Origin of the sequence: Pseudomonas sp. 14A (assembly GCF_018132745.1) — a bacterium.
GTDB lineage: Bacteria > Pseudomonadota > Gammaproteobacteria > Pseudomonadales > Pseudomonadaceae > Aquipseudomonas > Aquipseudomonas mercuritolerans.
Genome location: NZ_JAGRQJ010000015.1, coordinates 567,408 through 585,804 on the forward strand (window position 1 = coordinate 567,408; position 18,397 = coordinate 585,804).

The following is an 18,397-nucleotide window of genomic DNA, read 5'->3' on the forward strand; positions in this document are numbered from 1 at the left end:
CACGTTCAATAAAGAAAACGATAAGTAGTGCATTCGAACAATGACTACACCCTTCGAGCATAGTAGCCTCTGCCTGCGCTTGAACTCAGGAGTCTTTGCATGTCCGTCCGTCGTACCAAAATCGTCGCTACCCTTGGCCCGGCCAGTAACTCGCCGGAAGTTCTCGAACAGCTGATTCTGGCTGGTCTGGACGTTGCCCGTCTGAACTTCTCCCACGGCACCCCCGACGAGCACAAGGCTCGCGCGAAACTGGTGCGTGACCTCGCTGCCAAGCACGGCCGCTTCGTCGCCCTGCTCGGCGACCTGCAAGGCCCGAAAATCCGTATCGCCAAATTCGCCAACAAGAAGATCGAGCTGAAGATCGGTGACAAGTTCACCTTCTCCACCAGCCATCCGTTGACCGAAGGCAACCAGCAAGTGGTCGGCATCGACTACCCGGATCTGGTCAAGGACTGCGGCGTGGGCGACGAGCTGCTGCTCGACGACGGCCGCGTGGTGATGCGTGTTGAAACCGCCACTGCCACCGAGCTGCATTGCGTGGTGACCATCGGCGGCCCGCTGTCCGACCACAAAGGCATCAACCGTCGCGGTGGTGGTCTGACTGCCCCGGCGCTGACTGAAAAAGACAAGGCCGACATCAAGCTCGCCGCCGAAATGGAAGTCGACTACCTCGCGGTGTCCTTCCCGCGTGACGCCGCCGACATGGAATACGCCCGTCAACTGCGTGACGAAGCCGGCGGCACTGCCTGGCTGGTGGCGAAGATCGAACGCGCCGAAGCCGTGGCCGACGACGAAACCCTCGACGGCCTGATCAAGGCCTCCGACGCGGTGATGGTTGCCCGTGGCGACCTCGGTGTGGAAATCGGCGATGCCGAACTGGTGGGCATTCAGAAGAAAATCATCCTGCACGCACGTCGCCACAACAAAGCGGTGATCGTCGCGACGCAGATGATGGAGTCGATGATCCAGAACCCGATGCCGACCCGCGCCGAAGTGTCCGACGTGGCCAACGCCGTGCTCGACTACACCGACGCCGTGATGCTCTCGGCCGAGTCCGCCGCTGGCCTCTACCCGCTGGAAGCCGTACAGGCGATGGCGCGCATCTGCGTCGGCGCCGAGAAGCACCCGACCGGCAAGACTTCCAGCCATCGCATCGGCAAGGAATTCAGCCGCTGCGACGAAAGCATCGCGCTGGCGACCATGTACACCGCCAACCACTTCCCGGGCGTCAAAGCGATCATTGCGTTGACCGAAAGCGGCTTCACCCCGCTGATCATGTCGCGGATCCGCTCCTCGGTGCCGATCTACGCGTTCACCCCGCACCGCGAAGCCCAGGCCCGCGCGGCGATGTTCCGTGGCGTCTACACCATCCCGTTCGACCCGGCCTCGCTGGAACCGCACGAAGTCAGCCAGAAAGCCATCGACGAGCTGACCAAGCGCGGCGTTGTGGAAAAAGGCGACTGGGTCATCCTGACCAAGGGCGACAGCTACCACACCACCGGCGGTACCAACGGCATGAAGATCCTGCATGTCGGTGATCCGCAGGTCTGAGTGACCGGCAGCTGAAACGCAAAAGCCCCGCCATGTGAATGGCGGGGCTTTTTGTTGTCTGGCCGAAAAACGCGCACGCAATATACCCTTCCGTAATTGCGGTCTACTGTCAGAGTTGTCAGTAGACGCCTGCCGCACGTGCGCCGTTAACTGTGATTGAATCAACCATTCGAACGCAGGTACAGCTCATGCACAGTCAACAGCAATCCACCCAGGCCCCAATTGCGCCCGATCCTTCCTTCAACGGAACCGGCATTTGGCACCCTCAAGACGTGCGACCACTTCCGCTCCTGATTTTTGGCGTCGCGGCGCAGAGCGTGGCGAAGGAAGGCTATGTGTATTTCACCGGGGAAGCCTATGGCGGGCTGCCGGGGAGGGTTTATGTACTGGGACGACTCAAGCCCGACGGAACGCTGGATCGAGAATTCGCCAAGGCTACGGACGGCCTGGCTCATGGCAACTTTGCCCCCAATAGCGACTCGGCAGGTTATTCGATCAAGCTGCTGGATGACGGAAAAATTCTCCTGGTCGGGCGTGCCGGCTACCGCAGTATGCCAGCGCTAGGCCGATTCAACGGCGACGGTACGCTCGATACGACCTTCGGCCCCGACGGGGACGGCTACGTCGTCCTAAGACGCCCCGAGGCATGGCCCCAACCATCAGCGAGAGAGAACGAGCAAGAATCGGACTTCAGCACCTGTGTCGAGCCGATGGCCAATGGCAAAATCCTCATCGTATATAACTACATAGTCACTCACACTGCCGATACCCGAGCGTTCATCTTTGTTCTCAACAGCGACGGCACCCCCGATACCGCGTTCAACGAAACAGGTCATTTGCAGGTGATTGAACCGGGGAGTAGCCCGGACAGTGTAGAGCTGACAAGCGGCTTGATTGACGATATAGGCAATGTCGTTGTCTGCGGCAGATTGACGGTAGACCGGAAGCCAGCCGGAATATTTTTCGCCCGATACACTGCCGAAGGGATTCTTGACGAATCGTTCAATGACACGGGCGTTCGCCTGTTCAACTCCCCTGAGCTCTCGGAGGCCGAACTCACTTCGTTGGTCAGACAGACCAACAATCGACTGTTGGGCGTTGGCCACACCTCGGATCGTCTAGGTCTGTTGATCAGTCTGGAACCCGACGGTAAGGACAATATTCAATTCAACGGGGGTAAACCGCTGCTCATCCGGCTGGAAAACTACCGCACCCGATGGAGAACCGCCGTGATGCAGCCGGACGGGAAAATCCTGCTGATGGGCGCAATCACATCGCCCGAACCGCCGCCGTCGCCCAGCCAGTCTTACGGTGTGTTGGCGCGCCTTTTGAGTGACGGCAACAAGGATGATGACTTCAACGCCGGCAGCTTTTGGGTCAAAGCGCGCGCCTCGTCAATCCTGACTAGCCTGGCGTTGCAGGAGGACGGAAAAATCATCATCGGCGGTTTTGAGCACTCTGCGGGGTTGGACAAGGCCTTGGTCATGCGCTTTCACAGTGGCACGGCGGCTCTGACCGATTGACCTGGCGGTAATCATCGGCCCAGCTCTTTGAATGGCGGGGCTTTTCTGTGGTTTGAATCAAAAGCCCCTCACCCTGACCCTCTTTCAAAAGGAAAGGGAACAGATCGGGAATATTGCACAATTGCACAGACCTGATAAAGGTTCAGCGAATCCATGATCGACCGCATCTTTCAGGTCGATGGGTAACGCAATACACCTCGGCCGGGAGAGAACCGGGTGTGGGTTGGCTTTTCAATGACGGTTGATAAACCCACTCAACGCCGCCACCGCCTCCGGCGAACGCAACCGCTGGGTGAACAACGCGCCCTCGTCCTCGATCACTTTTCGCAGCAACTCGCGATCCGGCGCTCGCATCAATTGCTTGCTGATGCGCACCGCTTCGGCCGGCAGTTCATCGAAACGCAGGGCCACTTCCCGAGCCTTGCTCAAGGCCGCTTCACCGCTGTCCAGCGCTTGGGTGGCAATCCCCCACTGCGCTGCCTGCTCACCACTGAAGCCTTCACCCAGCAACAGTAACTCAGCCGCTTTCGCCTGCCCAAGCAAGCGCGGCAGGATCAGGCTGGAACCGAATTCGGGACACAATCCGAGGTTGACGAACGGCATGCGCAGCCGCGCGTCGCGGCTGACATAGACCAGATCGCAGTGCAACAACATCGTCGTTCCGATGCCTACCGCTGCGCCAGCCACGGCGGCGATCACTGGTTTGCGACATTCGAGCAGGTTGAGCATGAAGTGGAACACCGGGCTGTCGAGGTCGCTCGGCGGTTGTTCGATGAAGTCGGCGATGTCATTCCCAGCGGTGAAACACTCGGCACTGCCAGTGATCAGCACGGCATTGATTTCCGGGTCGCTGTCAGCCTGTTTCAATGCTTCGGCGAGGCGGCCGTACATGGCGCGGGTCAGGGCGTTTTTCTTGTCCGGGCGGTTGAGGCGCAGGGTCAGCAAACCGCGTTCGCGTTCCAGCAGGATGGCTTCGGTCATGGCGTGTCTCGCGTCTGAAAATCAGCGCTCAACCACGGCTGACAAACACGTCGGCCAGCAGTTGATTGCGCGGCAATCCGGCCAGATACAGACGCTTGGCGAACGCGTCGACACTGGCTGTCGAGCCGCAGACTAAGGCCAGGGTTTGCCGAGAAACAAGGCGCAGTTGCGCCAAAGCGGCGGCTGAGTCGGTCGCTGTCCACAGCTCGACGCTGAGGTTTTCACGCTGCGCGGCCAGCGCGGCAAGGGGTTTGGCCAGATAGTGCTCGCGCTCGTCATGGGCCAGGTGAATGACACGGATGGCGCCTTGGTGATCCTGCCGCAAGGCTTCGCGCAGCACACCGAACAACGGGCCTAAACCGGTACCGGCGGCCAGCAGCCACAGTGGCCGGGCGTGCCAGTCCGCATCGTAATGCAAGGCGCCGCCGCGCAGTTCGCCAAGGCGGATCGCGTCGCCGATCTGCAGCCGGCGTGCGGCATCGATGAATTCGCCGGGCTGACGGCAATCGAGGTGAAACTCGAGGAAGCGGTCTTCTTGCGGCAGGCTCGCCAGTGAATACGGACGAGCAATGTGGCCGATCCACAGCACCAGATGCTGGCCGGCGCGGTAGCGCAGTGGCCGCCGCGGGGTCAGGCGCAGGCGCAGAACGCTGTCGCTCAGCCAGTCCAGCGCCTCGACCACGGCCGGGAGGCCGTCGGTAAGCGGATCGAAGGTGTGCACCTGCAAGTCTTCGCTCACCTGGCATTGGCAGGCCAGCCGCCAACCCTGCTGGCGCTGTTCGGCATTCAAGGCGTCCGGACGATTGTCAGTGGGCAGGCCTTGCACGCATTGCACCAGACAGGCGTGGCAACTGCCGGCGCGACAGCTGTAGGGCACGGCAACGCCGTTCTGATTGAGGGCATCAAGCAGATTGCTGCCCGGCTCAACCGTCCACTGCCGCTCACCGACACGCAATTCAGGCATCGATGTTCTCCCACGCGGCGGCACAACGATTGCGCCCGTCGCGCTTGGCCCGATACAGCGCCTGATCGGCGCGCTGCAACGCTTCGTCCAGATCATCGCCTACGGCCAGCAGGGTCATGCCCGCCGACAGGCTCAGGTTGCGCACTTGCAGGCCCATCAATTCCACCTCGCTGAAGGCGATGCGCAAACGCTCACAACAGGCGGTCAGGCGTTCGGCATCGCAGTCGGGCACCAGCACCACGAATTCTTCGCCACCATAGCGCGCCAGCACGTCACCGTCGCGCAGGCAGGCTTGCGCCACCCCGGCAAACGCCTGCAATACCTGATCGCCGGCGGCGTGGCCGTGCAGATCGTTGATGCGTTTGAAGTGGTCCAGATCGATCAACGCCAGCCCGTGCATTACGTCGCCGTCCAACGCGTTGAGCTCGCGGGAGGCGATGCGCAGGAAATGCCGGCGATTGAACAGCCCGGTCAACTCGTCGGTGGCGACCAGGTCTTCAAGCTGGCGCATCATCCCGCGCAAGGTGTCCTGATGCGCCTGCAAGGCAAACCGACGTTGCCGCTGGCGTTGCCGCGAGACCTGAACGAAGCGTGCGTAAAGCACCAGCCACGCCAGCACCATCGCCAGAATGCACACCTGCAACGCCGCGAGCGCAGGCTCGGCGAGGCGAAAGTGATAAGCGTCCCACAGGGTAATCGCAGAAAAACTGAAGAACACCAGCAGTGCGCAACGGATAAACACACGTCGAGTGAGATGGAACAGGCCGAACAGCAGGATCAGCACATAAAACACCAGAAACGCGCCGCGTGCCTCGTCGACATGGGCGATCAGCCACGTCTGCCAGCCCAGCCCCATCAGCACTTGCGCTTCGGTCAGGCTGGGGTCGGCAAAGCGCTGGTTGCGCCCGCTCCAGAACAGCCCGAACAGGGTCGCCTGGCTGATGACCACCAGGGCGCTGCCGATGGTCACACCACTCAGAGATTGCTGGTAATGCCCGGTGAAAAACGCCAGCCACAGCAGCAGCAAAGCCAATCCGTAGGTGGCCGCAGCGAGGGCGAAGCGTTTGAGCAGAAGGCGTTGAATGGCGTTATGGGTCAATCGTTGACTCACCGTGCGATAGGAGGCTGACCGAGTGTCCTACTCTACAGACCGGATGCCACTTTAGAGGGCCGGTCGCTAAATGACCACCGATTTTCGGGCTCGAAAATTGACGTCAAATGCATGACCTGATTGAGCTGCATTGATGCCCGCACCAGGTCCCTGTGGTGAGTGGATTTATCTTCGATGGGCTGCGAAGTGGCCCCTTGCAATCTTTCATTCACGCCAAGCGCAGAGGTTTTACGGCTGCTGCGCAGCCGAGCGGGGATAAATCCCCTCGCCACGGGGCATCCGACCAAAAGCCAATGTGTGCCCACCACCGAGGCGCGGTATACTGCCGCGCCTTTTTAGCGTCGCGCCACAAAGGGACAGCCGCAAGCCTCAAGCGGCAAGCTCAAGCTGTCCGCGTAATGCTTAACTTGCCGCTCGAAGCTAGAAGCTTGTAGCTGCCCCACCGTGTTTTAGAGGAGCGCGACTCATGACCGTGATCAAGCAAGATGACCTGATTCAGAGCGTTGCCGACGCCCTGCAGTTCATTTCCTATTACCACCCCGTGGATTTCATCCAGGCGATGCACGAAGCCTACCTGCGCGAAGAATCGCCAGCGGCCCGTGATTCGATGGCGCAGATCCTGATCAACTCGCGCATGTGCGCCACCGGCCACCGCCCGATCTGCCAGGACACCGGTATCGTCACCGTGTTTGTCCGTGTCGGCATGGACGTGCGTTGGGACGGCGCCACCATGGGCCTGGACGACATGATCAACGAAGGCGTGCGTCGCGCCTACAACCTGCCGGAAAACGTCCTGCGTGCCTCGATCCTCGCCGACCCGGCGGGTGCTCGCAAGAACACCAAGGACAACACCCCGGCCGTTATCCACTACTCCATCGTCCCGGGCAACACCGTGGAAGTGGACGTGGCGGCCAAGGGCGGCGGTTCCGAGAACAAGTCGAAAATGGCCATGCTCAACCCGTCCGACTCGATCGTCGACTGGGTATTGAAGACCGTGCCGACCATGGGCGCCGGCTGGTGCCCACCGGGCATGCTGGGTATCGGCATCGGCGGCACCGCCGAGAAAGCCGCGGTGATGGCCAAGGAAGTGTTGATGGAATCCATCGACATTCACGAGCTCAAGGCCCGTGGCCCGCAGAACCGCATCGAAGAAATGCGTCTGGAGCTGTTCGAGAAGGTCAACCAGTTGGGCATCGGCGCCCAGGGCCTTGGTGGCCTGACCACCGTGCTCGACGTGAAGATCATGGATTATCCGACTCACGCCGCTTCCCTGCCGGTGTGCATGATCCCCAACTGCGCTGCCACCCGTCACGCACACTTCGTGCTCGACGGTTCCGGCCCGGCCTCGCTGGAAGCGCCACCGCTGGACGCCTATCCGGAAATCGTCTGGGAAGCCGGCCCGTCGGCGCGTCGCGTCAACCTCGACACCCTGACCCCGGAAGACGTGCAGAGCTGGAAACCGGGCGAAACCGTGCTGCTCAACGGCAAGATGCTCACCGGTCGCGACGCCGCGCACAAGCGCATGGTCGAAATGCTCAACAAGGGTGAAAACCTGCCGGTCGACCTCAAGGGTCGCTTCATCTACTACGTCGGCCCGGTTGATCCGGTCGGTGACGAAGTGGTTGGCCCGGCCGGCCCGACCACCGCAACGCGGATGGACAAGTTCACCCGCCAGATCCTCGAGCAGACAGGCCTGCTGGGCATGATCGGCAAATCCGAGCGCGGCCCTACCGCGATCGAAGCGATTAAGGACAACAAAGCCGTGTACCTGATGGCCGTCGGTGGCGCTGCTTACCTGGTTGCGCAAGCGATCAAGAAGTCCAAGGTGCTGGCATTTGCCGAGCTGGGCATGGAAGCGATCTACGAGTTCGAGGTCAAGGACATGCCGGTCACCGTAGCGGTGGACAGCAAAGGCGAGTCCGTGCACATCACCGGTCCTGCGATCTGGCAGCAGAAGATCAGCGAAAGCCTGGCGGTGGAAGTGCAGTAAGCCCTTCGCTTGCATGAAACGGCCGGCCATCCGCAGCGATGGACCGGCCGTTTTCACATGTGCAAACCGATCGCGATAAAAAAGCTGCCGGTGCATACAAAATGATCTTGTGCACCTGTCAGATCTGACAGGTTCATCTTTGGCCTTTTCTTGTTAGCGTCGATCCAACACGCCCACGCTGCGCGCTATGGATTCGACCATGCCCGACCAAGATTTGAGCATCACCGCACCGGCCATCGCCAAGAGTTCATCGATAGCCACGATCGGCAAGAGCTGGAGCGCTGTAGGGCCCACGGGCACAGCGGGGTTCGAACTGCCGATCCCTGCGAGCGTTGGGCGCGGTTTTGATCCGCAAATGACGCTTTCGTGCAGCAGCCAGAGCGGTAACAGCGCGTTTGGCCTGGGCTGGAATCTCGGTCTGAGTCAAATCAGCAGACGCACCAACAAGGGCGTACCGCGCTACAGCGAGCACGACGAAATCATCGGTCACGACGGTGAAGTGTGGATGCCCGAGCTGGATGATGACGGGAAGCTGAAATCGCGCAGGGAGCAAACCTACCGGGATGTCGTCATTGCTGCCCATGATGTCGTGTCTTACCGGGCGCGTATCGAGGGTGATTTCTCGCTACGCGAACGCTGGCAACCGGCTGACGGTGGAGCGCCCTTCTGGCTGGTACACGGCGCCGACGGCACATTGCACGTCTACGGCAAAACCACCGCCTCACGCCGTGCCGACCCCAACGACGAATCGCGCATCAGCAATTGGCTGCTGTGTGAAAGCATGAACGCCCATGGCGAACACATCTGCTACGAATACAAACCCGACGATCAGCCTGACGAACAAGACCCGATTCACGACTATCGCGCCCAGCGTTATCTGCGACGGGTGTGTTACGGCAATGCCACGGCGAGCGATCACCTTTACAGCTGGGACACTGACCGACCGACGGATCTGCCATGGCATTTTCAACTGGTGTTCGATTACGGCGAACGCAGCAATTCGCTGACGGAGATTCCGAGCTACGAGGAAGTGAACCGCTGGCGGCTGCGACCGGATCCGTTTTCCAGCTATGGGCAGGGTTTTGAGCTGAGCACCCGCAGGCTCTGCCAGCAAGTGTTGATGTTTCATCACTTCCCCGGGGGCCTGGCGACAGAGGCAAAACTTGCACGTCGCCTGCTGCTGGAATATCGACCGTTCCAGAACATTGCGCAGTGGGCTTACAGCCAGATCACTGCAGCGCACTATCAGGCGTTCGATGGCCAAGGCAATGTCGAACACACTCCACCGGTGGAATTCGACTACTCGCCTTTCGAGATCAATAAAACCCCTGCCCGGCTGTTGGAAAACGAGACTCAACCGGGCATCGAAGACGGCGGGTTCTATCAATGCGTCGATCTGTATGGCGAGGGCGTGCCGGGCTTTCTCTGCCGCTACGACAACGCCTGGTATTACCGAGAACCGCGACGCGCGGCACCTGGTACCGAACTGATCGGTTACGACCCATGGGTTTTGCTGGACAGGATCCCGGTGGCAGATCGCAACCGCGCCGTGGCGCAACTGCTTGACCTGACCGGTGACGGCCGCCTGGATCTGATCATTGCCCGGTTGGGTTACTGCGGTTTTCATGCGTTGAATGCGCAGCGGCAATTCGAACTGTTCAGCGCGTTCGACACGTTTCCCCGGGAACACCAGGATCTGACTTTGACCATGGGGGATTTCAGCGGGGACGGGCTGATGTCAGCGGCCAGCATCAGCCCCGACCGCGTACGTCTTTATGCCAGCCTGCGCGAAAAAGGCTTCGCCGCCGCACGGGAAATACCCCATGAATACGCAGACGATCGTCTGCCGGTGTTCAGCAACTCGCGAAGCGAACTGGTGCTTCTGGGCAATCTGCTTGGCAGCGACATGCCCGAGCTGTGCCGCATCCGCCATGACGAGGTCCGCTGCTGGCCGAATCTTGGTCATGGCAAATTCGGTCAAGGTCGCAAGATCAGCGCCCTGCCCTTCACCCATGAAGAATTCGACGCCTCGCGAGTACGTCTGGCCGATCTCGATGGCTCCGGCGCGCCCGCGCTGATCTATCTCAAATCCGATGGGTTCGACATCTACCTGAACCGGGGCGGCAATGGCCTGGAGCAGATTCCCGTCAGCGTGCCGTGGCCTGAAGACGTGCGCTATGACCGTTTGTGCCAGGTCAGTTTCGCCGACCTGCAAGGCCTCGGTTGCGCCAGCCTGATTCTGACGGTGCCGCATATCCAGCCGCGGCATTGGCGCTACGATTTTGTTGCAGCCAAGCCCTACCTGCTGGTCAACAGTAACAACAACATGGGCTGTTCCAGCAGCGTGACTTATCGCAGCTCGGCTCAGGAATGGCTGGATGAAAAGGAGCGGCTGCTGGCACTTGAGCGTGCACCGGTATGTCATCTGCCATTTCCGCTGGCCGTGGTGAAGAAGCAGGAGCAACACGACGAGATCACCGGCAACCGGTTGACCCAGTCGTTCACTTGGCGCGAAGGGTTCTACGACGGCAAGGATAGGGAATTTCGTGGGTTCGGCTACTTGCAGCAACTTGACTGCGAGGTTGGAGCCGATCCTTCAGAGCCCGGCTTCAGCGAGCCAGTGCAAACATGCACCTGGTTTCACAACGGTCAGGAAATCAATCGCTCCCGCGACGATTATTTCAGCGCGGACGCGGACGCCTGCCCGTTGGGCGAAACCCTGTTCAGTCGTTACCACCCCAAAGGTGAAATCGATGAGCCCGTCACTCCGGAGGGGGCCGACAGTCGCTATCGGATTGCGCAGGCACTGGTTGGCTCGGTCGCTCGAACAGAAATTTTCCCCTACCGCGCCGATGCGCAGGCGCCCGGTGCAGCCGCGCTGTACTCGGTAGAAGAGAAGCGCTATCTGGTTCGCGAGGTACGACCGCAGGGGCAATATGCCGCAGCCGTGCTGCTACCCCTTCAGGCCGAAGCAATCAGTTATCAGTACGACGGCTTTATCAATGACCCGCTGTGCCGCCACGATGTCATCCTGCGCTGGGACGCTTACGGCGCCGCGACCCACGCACTTACGGTGAGCTATGCGCGCAGGTTGACCGCCCAGAGCCCGCCCCCCTTCACCGAAGACCATCTGAATCAATGGTGGTCCGACGCTCACGACGAAGCGCAGCAATACTTTTACATCAGTGAAACCCGTGCACGCCGGATCAATCTGGTCGACTCGCAACAGTGGCGATTGGGCCTGCCCTATCAGGATCAGGGCAATGCTTTGAAGTTGGCCAAGGGCGATCTGCCGGTCGGGCTCAACCCGGGACAGGTATCGTTCGAGTTTCTGCGAGAGCACCAGGATTCCACGCAATGGCATAGCGAACGGGTGCTGACTTCCCAATCGATCCAGCGCTATGTGAGCGTGGACGGTATCGAACTGGATGACGGTGTCGCCGGGTTCGAAGCCCTGGCGCATTCTCTGGAGCTGGCGCTACTGGACAAGACCGCGCTGGACGCTTATAGCGTTGTGCCAGGCCTGGTCATCCGTGAAGCCCTGCTGGATATTGGCTATGCGCCCATGCCGCCGTTGTTCGAAGCGGCGCCGAGTGACGAACAGAATCTCTGGTCGTCGCGCTTCAATTTTTCTCGCTACGGCAACCTGCCAGCGTTCTACAACGTGCTCGCATTCAACGAAACGCCAAGCCATGGCATGACCACGGCGGTTTACGACAGTCATTACCTGACGATCATGCGGATGGAGTTGCCGGACGGTTGTGCCGTGCGCGTCGCGGAATTCGATTACCACGCGCTGAAACCCCTGCGAGTCATCGACGCCAACGACAATCTCGAAGAAGTTATCTACGAGCCTTCCGGTCAGCCATTGGTCACAAGTTTCCAGGGTACGGAAAATGGCAAACCCGCCGGCTTCCATGCCCTGAGCGACTATCGGCCGTTGCCCGACACTCATCCGGAATGGGCCATCGCCAATCCGGCGCAGGCCGTCCAGGGCGCAGCGAGTACCCTGCACAAAAACCTGTTCAGCTGGATGGCAGCCATTCCTGCTTCGGCGCTTGGGCGCCAAGGGATCAAACAAGGCGACCTGCTGCGCGGCGGACACATTCGCGCCAGCACACGTCGCCGGCTGACCCTTGCCCGGACATTGACGCTCGATGATCAGCGGATGCTCGAGGCCATCAGCTCAGCGTGTCGAGAACCTGTACACACCGTGATACTCAGCGCCGACCGCTATCCCGACGATGCGATCGATGCGCAGATCCAGATCGTCAAAGCCTGTGTCGACGGTTTTGGTCGTGCATTGCAAACCCTGCAATTGGTCGACCCGGGGCCGGCGCATGACGTGGACCCGAACACTGGCGAGTTGCTTGCCGAAAACGCTGAGTTGCCTGCCGATCCACGCTGGCGCGTCAGCGAACGGGTCGAATACAACAACAAGGGTTTGCCCATACGCCAGTACCGGCCGTTCTTTGCCAACAGGCACTGCTACGTCAATGATCAATCGCTGCACAGACTCGGGCTGTTCGACCAATTGTTCTATGACGCGCAGGGGCGTCCGATCAAGCTGGTCAACGCCAAAGGCGACTTTTCCCGCCAGACTTACCATCCCTGGTATCACACCAGCGAAGATTTCAACGACACCGCCGAAGAGCAAGAGTCCGCTCGCGAGTCAGGCTCATGACCTCCTCCCTGCATTGGCGCACGCCGTCACTGGCGGTCATCGACGGCCGCGGCCTGCCGATCCGACAGGTCGCTTACTTGCGCTCAGCAGTCGGTGCCACACCCAGCGCTCTGGTGACGACCCGGCAGCACGATCTGGCAGCGCGCCACGTGGCGCAGCAGGATCCGCGCTTGCCAATGGCGAACGCCACCACCACTTACATGCTCAATGGCACAACGCTGTTCACCGATAGTGTCGATTCGGGCTGGCGCCTGGTCCTGCCAGGCATGGCCGGCGAGCCTTTACAGCGCTGGGATGAGCTTGGCCATCACTGGGAATCGACATTTGACCCGCTGCTTCGCGTGAAAACTCTCAGGGAACACGGCGAGGACCTGGGCGAGAGTTTCACCTATGGCAAGAGTGATGCCGATGCAAGCCATAACCTGCGGGGGCAGTTGAACAAGCAGACAGATGCTTCAGGTTTACTGGAGATCACCGGCTACTCCCTCTCCGGCCAGACGCTCGTGGAAACCCGAACCTTCCATGATGACGAGCCATTCACCACGCGCCAGATGATCAGCCCCGTCGGTGCTGTCCTGGAGCAAACCGACGCCGGCGGTCATCGCCGAGCATCACGCCATGGTCTTGCCGGGCAGCTCAGGCAAGTGGATCTTGAGATCAAGGGGCACTCCGTCAAGCGAGTGATGCTCGATGCACAGTACAACGCCAACAATCAGATCATCGCGCAACTGGCCGGCAACGGCGTGCTCAGCCAATGGACATACGACCCGGCCGACGGGCGTTTGCACACGCAAACAAGTCACAAACCCGGTGAAGACAGGCTGCAGGATCTCGAATATTTCTACGACCGCGTCGGCAACGTCATTCGTATCGAAGATCACGCTTTCGAGCCGACCTGGTTCGCCAACCAGCGGGTCGATGGCCATCGCGAATTCAGCTACGACTCGCTGTACCGGTTGATCCGTGCCACGGGTCACGACGACGCCCTGCCCCCGGACATCCCCGGTCTGCCGCAACCGCCCACCGAAAAAAACCGCCTCAACTATACCCAGACGTACAGCTACGACGATGGCGGCAACCTGATCGAACTGCGTCATCAGCGCGACGGTGCCAGTCGCACCCGGCGCATGTACATCGACGATCAAAGCAATCGCGGTGTGCGCCGGGAAACGGGCGATGATGAACCGGACTTCAGCAACTGGTTCGACCTGCACGGCAATCAGCGCAGGCTGCGGCACGGCCCGACCTTGCACTGGAACAAGCGTGACGAGCTGGAGCACATCGATCTGGTGGTGCGGCCGGACAGCGCCAACGACGCCGAATACTACCGCTACAGCCAGGGCGTGCGAGTGTTCAAGCGCCACGAAACCTTTGCTCCGGGTGCCAACCATTTTCATCAGGTCCGCTACCTGCCCGGTCTGGAAATCCGCAGCAAGGACAACGGCGAAGAACTGCACGTCATCAGCCTCGGCAATGCACGCTGCCTGCACTGGGTGACCAATCCACCTGCCGAAAACAACCAGGTGCGTTACACCCTGGACGACCATCTCGGCTCTTGCGTGATGGAACTGAACGAAGAGGCGACAGTTACCAGCGAAGAAGGCTACTACCCCTTCGGCGAAACCGCGTGGATGGCGCCGGAATCGGAAATCGAATACCGCTTCATCCGGTATTCCGGCAAGGAAATGGACGTCAGCGGGTTGTATTACTACGGCGCCCGTTATTACGCGCCGTGGTTGCAGCGCTGGATCAGTGCCGATCCGGCGGGGGATGTGGATGGGTTGAACCTGTATGGGTTCGTCGGGAACAACCCGCTGACTTTTGTGGATGTGCATGGCAACAGCCAAGACAGATTCGATATCGTCAATTTCTCAAGGTTTGCAACGGTACTCGGCAACCACGCTGCTATGACGCAGGACAAGATGCTGAAAATTTCACAAAGAAAATACGGGGGGGATCTGCTCAAGAGCGGATTTGCAGAAGCACTTATAGGCACTGCCGGCTTCTTTGCAGGTTACTTCGGCGGCACATTCGTTGGTTCAGAACTTACCGCCGGTATGCCAGAGGCCGTCAAATACCTGGTCGATATGGTTGCCACGCACATCAACGGCGACATTGCCGAGTCGATCGTCGCTCAATTCACGTCCTTTGCAAATATGACAAGCCCATTGATTCCACAAACTTCGGTCATGAGCGTCGAAGCCATTGATCAAAAGATCGCTGGCACGGCGAGTTCATCGAGTTTTACGCCAGCTGATGCGTCCACCATCCTGATGAGCCGTGGCGTCGGATCATATGTTCCAGGCACGGGTGCGGCACTTAACCTGGGTTCGCGAGTGCAGGAAGTGGTGGACATACAAAATGGTCTGGATCCGGTCAAGATTGGAAAAATCGAAACAATGCTCGCCGACTGGCATCAAGCCCTTACTTCGCGAATGACCCATATTGAGAAGGCCTTCAGACGAACAGGACAAAACACGATCAATTCGGCTGACGTGCTATCTGACAAGAGCCGCTTGAAGGATGCCAAAATCATTCGGCTAGATACCTTGCGAGAGCAGACCACTGAGATCCTTGGATTTATCGAAACCACCCAGACCATGATGAAGTGGTACAAGGAAGATTTACTTACAGACAATGTTTTCCTGCGCAAAGAAGCGAAACCGAGGACCGGGTTCAGGGCGAAATTTCAGGCTTTTGTCGAGCGTTTCACCAGACATGTCTACCCACCCCAATGAAGTACGATACCGTCCATTCGCGCACTCCTGCGTTGACGGTCATCGACGCACGTGGTCTGCCAATCCGACAGATCGCTTACCTGCACTCGGTAGCCGCTGATCCGCCAAGCGCTCTGGTATCTTGCCAGCACCACGATGTAGCCGGGCGCCTGGCGGCACAGTACGACCCGCGCCTGCCGGTGGCGAACGCCACCAACGTCTATGCGCTCGACGGCACTGTGCTGTACACCGATAGCGCCGATTCGGGCTTGCGCCTGGTGCTGCCGGGACTGGCCGGCGAACCACTGCATCGCTGGGACAAACGTGATCATCATTGGCAATCGACCTTTGACATGCTGCTACGCGTAAAAACGCTAAAGGAAGCCAGCGGGGATCAGATCGACAGTTTCAGCTATGGTGAAAGTTCCGCCGATAGAGACTGCAACCTGCGCGGCCAGTTGATCGAACAGACGGATTTTTCAGGATCGCTGAAAATCACCGGTTATGCCCTCACCGGCCAGGCGATTGCAGAAACCCGCACCTTTCGCGATGGCGAGCCGTTCACCACGCGCCAGATGATCAGCCCCGTCGGTGCTGTCCTGGAGCAAACCGACGCCGGCGGTCATCGCCGAGCATCACGCCATGGTCTTGCCGGGCAGCTCAGGCAAGTGGATCTTGAGATCAAGGGGCACTCCGTCAAGCGAGTGATGCTCGATGCACAGTACAACGCCAACAATCAGATCATCGCGCAACTGGCCGGCAACGGCGTGCTCAGCCAATGGACATACGACCCGGCCGACGGGCGTTTGCACACGCAAACAAGTCACAAACCCGGTGAAGACAGGCTGCAGGATCTCGCCTATTTCTACGACCGCGTCGGCAACATCATTCGCATTGAAGACCACGCCTTCGAACCCACCTGGTTTGCCAACCAGCGGGTCGATGGCCATCGCGAATTCATCTACGACTCCTTGTACCGGTTGATTCGCGCAACCGGTTACGACGACGCCCTACCCCCGGACATCCCCGGCCTGCCGCAACCGACCGATCCGAAAAACCGCCGCAACTACACCCAGACTTACACTTACGACAAGGGAGGAAACCTGATCGAGTTGTGCCATCAGCGCGACGAGGGTTGTCGCACCAGGCGTATGCACATCGACAGTGAAAGCAATCGCGCAGTACGCCGGGAAACCGGCGATGACGAACCGGACTTTGGCAACTGGTTCGACCTGCACGGCAATCAATCCAGGCTGCGGCACGGCCCGACATTGCACTGGAACAATCGTGACGAGCTGGAACATATAGATCTGGTCATTCGCAAGGACAGCGCCAACGACACCGAGAATTACCGCTACAGCCAGGGCGTGCGGGTACTCAAATATCGCGAAACGGTCGCCAGGGGGGTCAGTCACATCGATAAAGTGCGCTACCTGCCCGGTCTGGAAATCCGCAGCAAGGACAACGGCGAAGAACTGCACGTCATCAGCCTCGGCAATGCACGCTGCCTGCACTGGGTGACCAATCCACCTGCCGAAAACAACCAGGTGCGTTACACCCTGGACGACCATCTCGGCTCTTGCGTGATGGAACTGAACGAAGAGGCGACAGTTACCAGCGAAGAAGGCTACTACCCCTTCGGCGAAACCGCGTGGATGGCGCCGGAATCGGAAATCGAATACCGCTTCATCCGGTATTCCGGCAAGGAAATGGACGTCAGCGGGTTGTATTACTACGGCGCCCGTTATTACGCGCCGTGGTTGCAGCGCTGGATCAGTGCCGATCCGGCGGGGGACGTGGATGGGTTGAATCTGTATGCGTTTGTAAGCAACAACCCCGTCGGTTATATAGACGCCGACGGTCAAGGCAAATTACTGCCGACAAAAGCGGACTATGACGCCGCCTGGAGCAGGCACTTTTCGCGGGAAAACGCCAGCTATGCAAAAAGAGGTCAGGGAATGGCTTCTGATCGCCTGCGCAGCACTCTGGCGAATCAGATACTCAAGCACGTGAATATTCTGGGAATCACCCAACTGCGATCCAACAATGTGCAGCAGCAGATGCTCAACCAGAATTCAACTTCCCATTTTGCGAAAGCAACAGCCCGTAGAACAGCCGTCCATGTGACGAATCAGGCCCTCAGTTATGGCGCAGGAATAGTGGTTGGGCTGGGTGCCCAAGCGTTAGGGGTAGCCGCTCCTGGCGTGGGAAATGTGGTTGGTGTCGGCATGGGGATTGCCACCAAAACCGCCGTCAGCTTCGCTATCGACTATGTCGCCGAAAAATCCGGGCTGAGCACCTCGGTCAAGCTCAAAGCAAGTGCTCTTGATCCTGACAAAATCATCCGGCAGGCAGAGTACAAGTCCATGAACCTACTGAATTACCTGGGCGCCAAGGGCATCAAGAATTTTGACGTTCGAAAAACCAAAGGCCAGGTAGGTACCGGAAAACTTGCTGCCGCTTTTGGGCTCAAGTTTTTTGCACCAAACGTTGCTTCTGAAGCCGGTGCAGGGCTTTCCTTAGCGATTGGAGCAGTAGAAATCGTTAAAGAAGTCAGCGACGCCAGTTCTGAAATATCCGACGAGAAATACGGCAGGCTGTTCACATATATCCCGGCATTGGTCCAGCAGATCAACGATAACCTGCAAACCACCAGAGAGTACTTCGCTGCGCTTTCCATTGATTCGCTGGCAGGAGTCAAACTTGCCGACCTCGAAACGGAAACGGCAAGAATTACCGGACACCTGCAAGAAACGATGAACAGGGCAATATCCTATTCGAAGAAACCCAGGGCGGCATGACCCCCATGGATCTCAAGTAGCAGGCAAGGGGTGATGGCATGCTATCGTGCCCCTCCTCCTACCATCCGTTAGACC

The 18,397-nt window shown here is 59.3% G+C and carries 9 protein-coding genes; 6 read left to right on the forward strand and 3 right to left on the reverse strand.

The features are described 5' to 3' along the window. Nucleotides 1–99 precede the first annotated feature (99 nt). Together pyk and PS14A_RS19420 are read left to right on the forward strand one after the other, a co-directional pair. Nucleotides 100–1,551 (forward strand): pyruvate kinase, encoded by a 1,452-nt coding sequence (gene pyk, locus PS14A_RS19415; protein WP_024014116.1) that lies wholly within the window; start codon nt 100–102, stop codon nt 1,549–1,551. 188 nt (nt 1,552–1,739) lie between these two features. Continuing rightward, a complete protein-coding gene (locus PS14A_RS19420; RefSeq protein ID WP_212617000.1) occupies nt 1,740–3,074 on the forward strand; it encodes a delta-60 repeat domain-containing protein in 1,335 nt (444 codons plus the stop codon). A gap of 231 nt (nt 3,075–3,305) precedes the next feature. Here the strand turns inward: PS14A_RS19420 and PS14A_RS19425 are convergent, their stop codons facing one another. The 3 genes from PS14A_RS19425 to PS14A_RS19435 are packed head-to-tail and all read right to left on the reverse strand — an operon-like array spanning nt 3,306 to nt 6,118. After that, the gene (locus PS14A_RS19425) at nt 3,306–4,055 is read right to left on the reverse strand and encodes an enoyl-CoA hydratase-related protein (protein WP_212617001.1); all 750 of its coding nucleotides are present in this window, start codon (nt 4,053–4,055) and stop codon (nt 3,306–3,308) included. A 28-nt stretch (nt 4,056–4,083) separates the two neighbouring features. Beyond that, complete coding sequence (locus tag PS14A_RS19430) at nt 4,084–5,019, reverse strand: iron-sulfur-binding ferredoxin reductase (protein ID WP_212617002.1); 936 nt, start codon at nt 5,017–5,019, stop codon at nt 4,084–4,086. Beyond that, nucleotides 5,012–6,118, reverse strand: coding sequence for a diguanylate cyclase (locus PS14A_RS19435; RefSeq protein ID WP_212617003.1), 1,107 nt, complete (start codon nt 6,116–6,118; stop codon nt 5,012–5,014). The genes PS14A_RS19430 and PS14A_RS19435 overlap by 8 nt, the downstream gene beginning before the upstream one ends. A 478-nt stretch (nt 6,119–6,596) precedes the next feature. Between PS14A_RS19435 and PS14A_RS19440 the strand changes: the two genes are divergently transcribed. From PS14A_RS19440 to PS14A_RS19455, 4 genes are all read left to right on the forward strand, one after another. Further along, nucleotides 6,597–8,120, forward strand: a complete 1,524-nt coding sequence (locus PS14A_RS19440; RefSeq protein WP_212617004.1) for a fumarate hydratase — start codon at nt 6,597–6,599, stop codon at nt 8,118–8,120. 199 nt (nt 8,121–8,319) lie between these two features. Further along, entirely contained in the window at nt 8,320–12,804 is a 4,485-nt protein-coding gene (locus PS14A_RS19445) for a SpvB/TcaC N-terminal domain-containing protein (protein ID WP_212617005.1), read from the forward strand. Continuing rightward, a complete protein-coding gene (locus PS14A_RS19450; protein WP_212617006.1) occupies nt 12,801–15,542 on the forward strand; it encodes an RHS repeat-associated core domain-containing protein in 2,742 nt (913 codons plus the stop codon). The genes PS14A_RS19445 and PS14A_RS19450 overlap by 4 nt, the downstream gene beginning before the upstream one ends. Beyond that, a complete protein-coding gene (locus tag PS14A_RS19455; protein WP_212617007.1) occupies nt 15,539–18,322 on the forward strand; it encodes an RHS repeat-associated core domain-containing protein in 2,784 nt (927 codons plus the stop codon). Before PS14A_RS19450 ends, PS14A_RS19455 begins: the two co-directional genes overlap by 4 nt. Nucleotides 18,323–18,397: the final 75 nt, after the last annotated feature.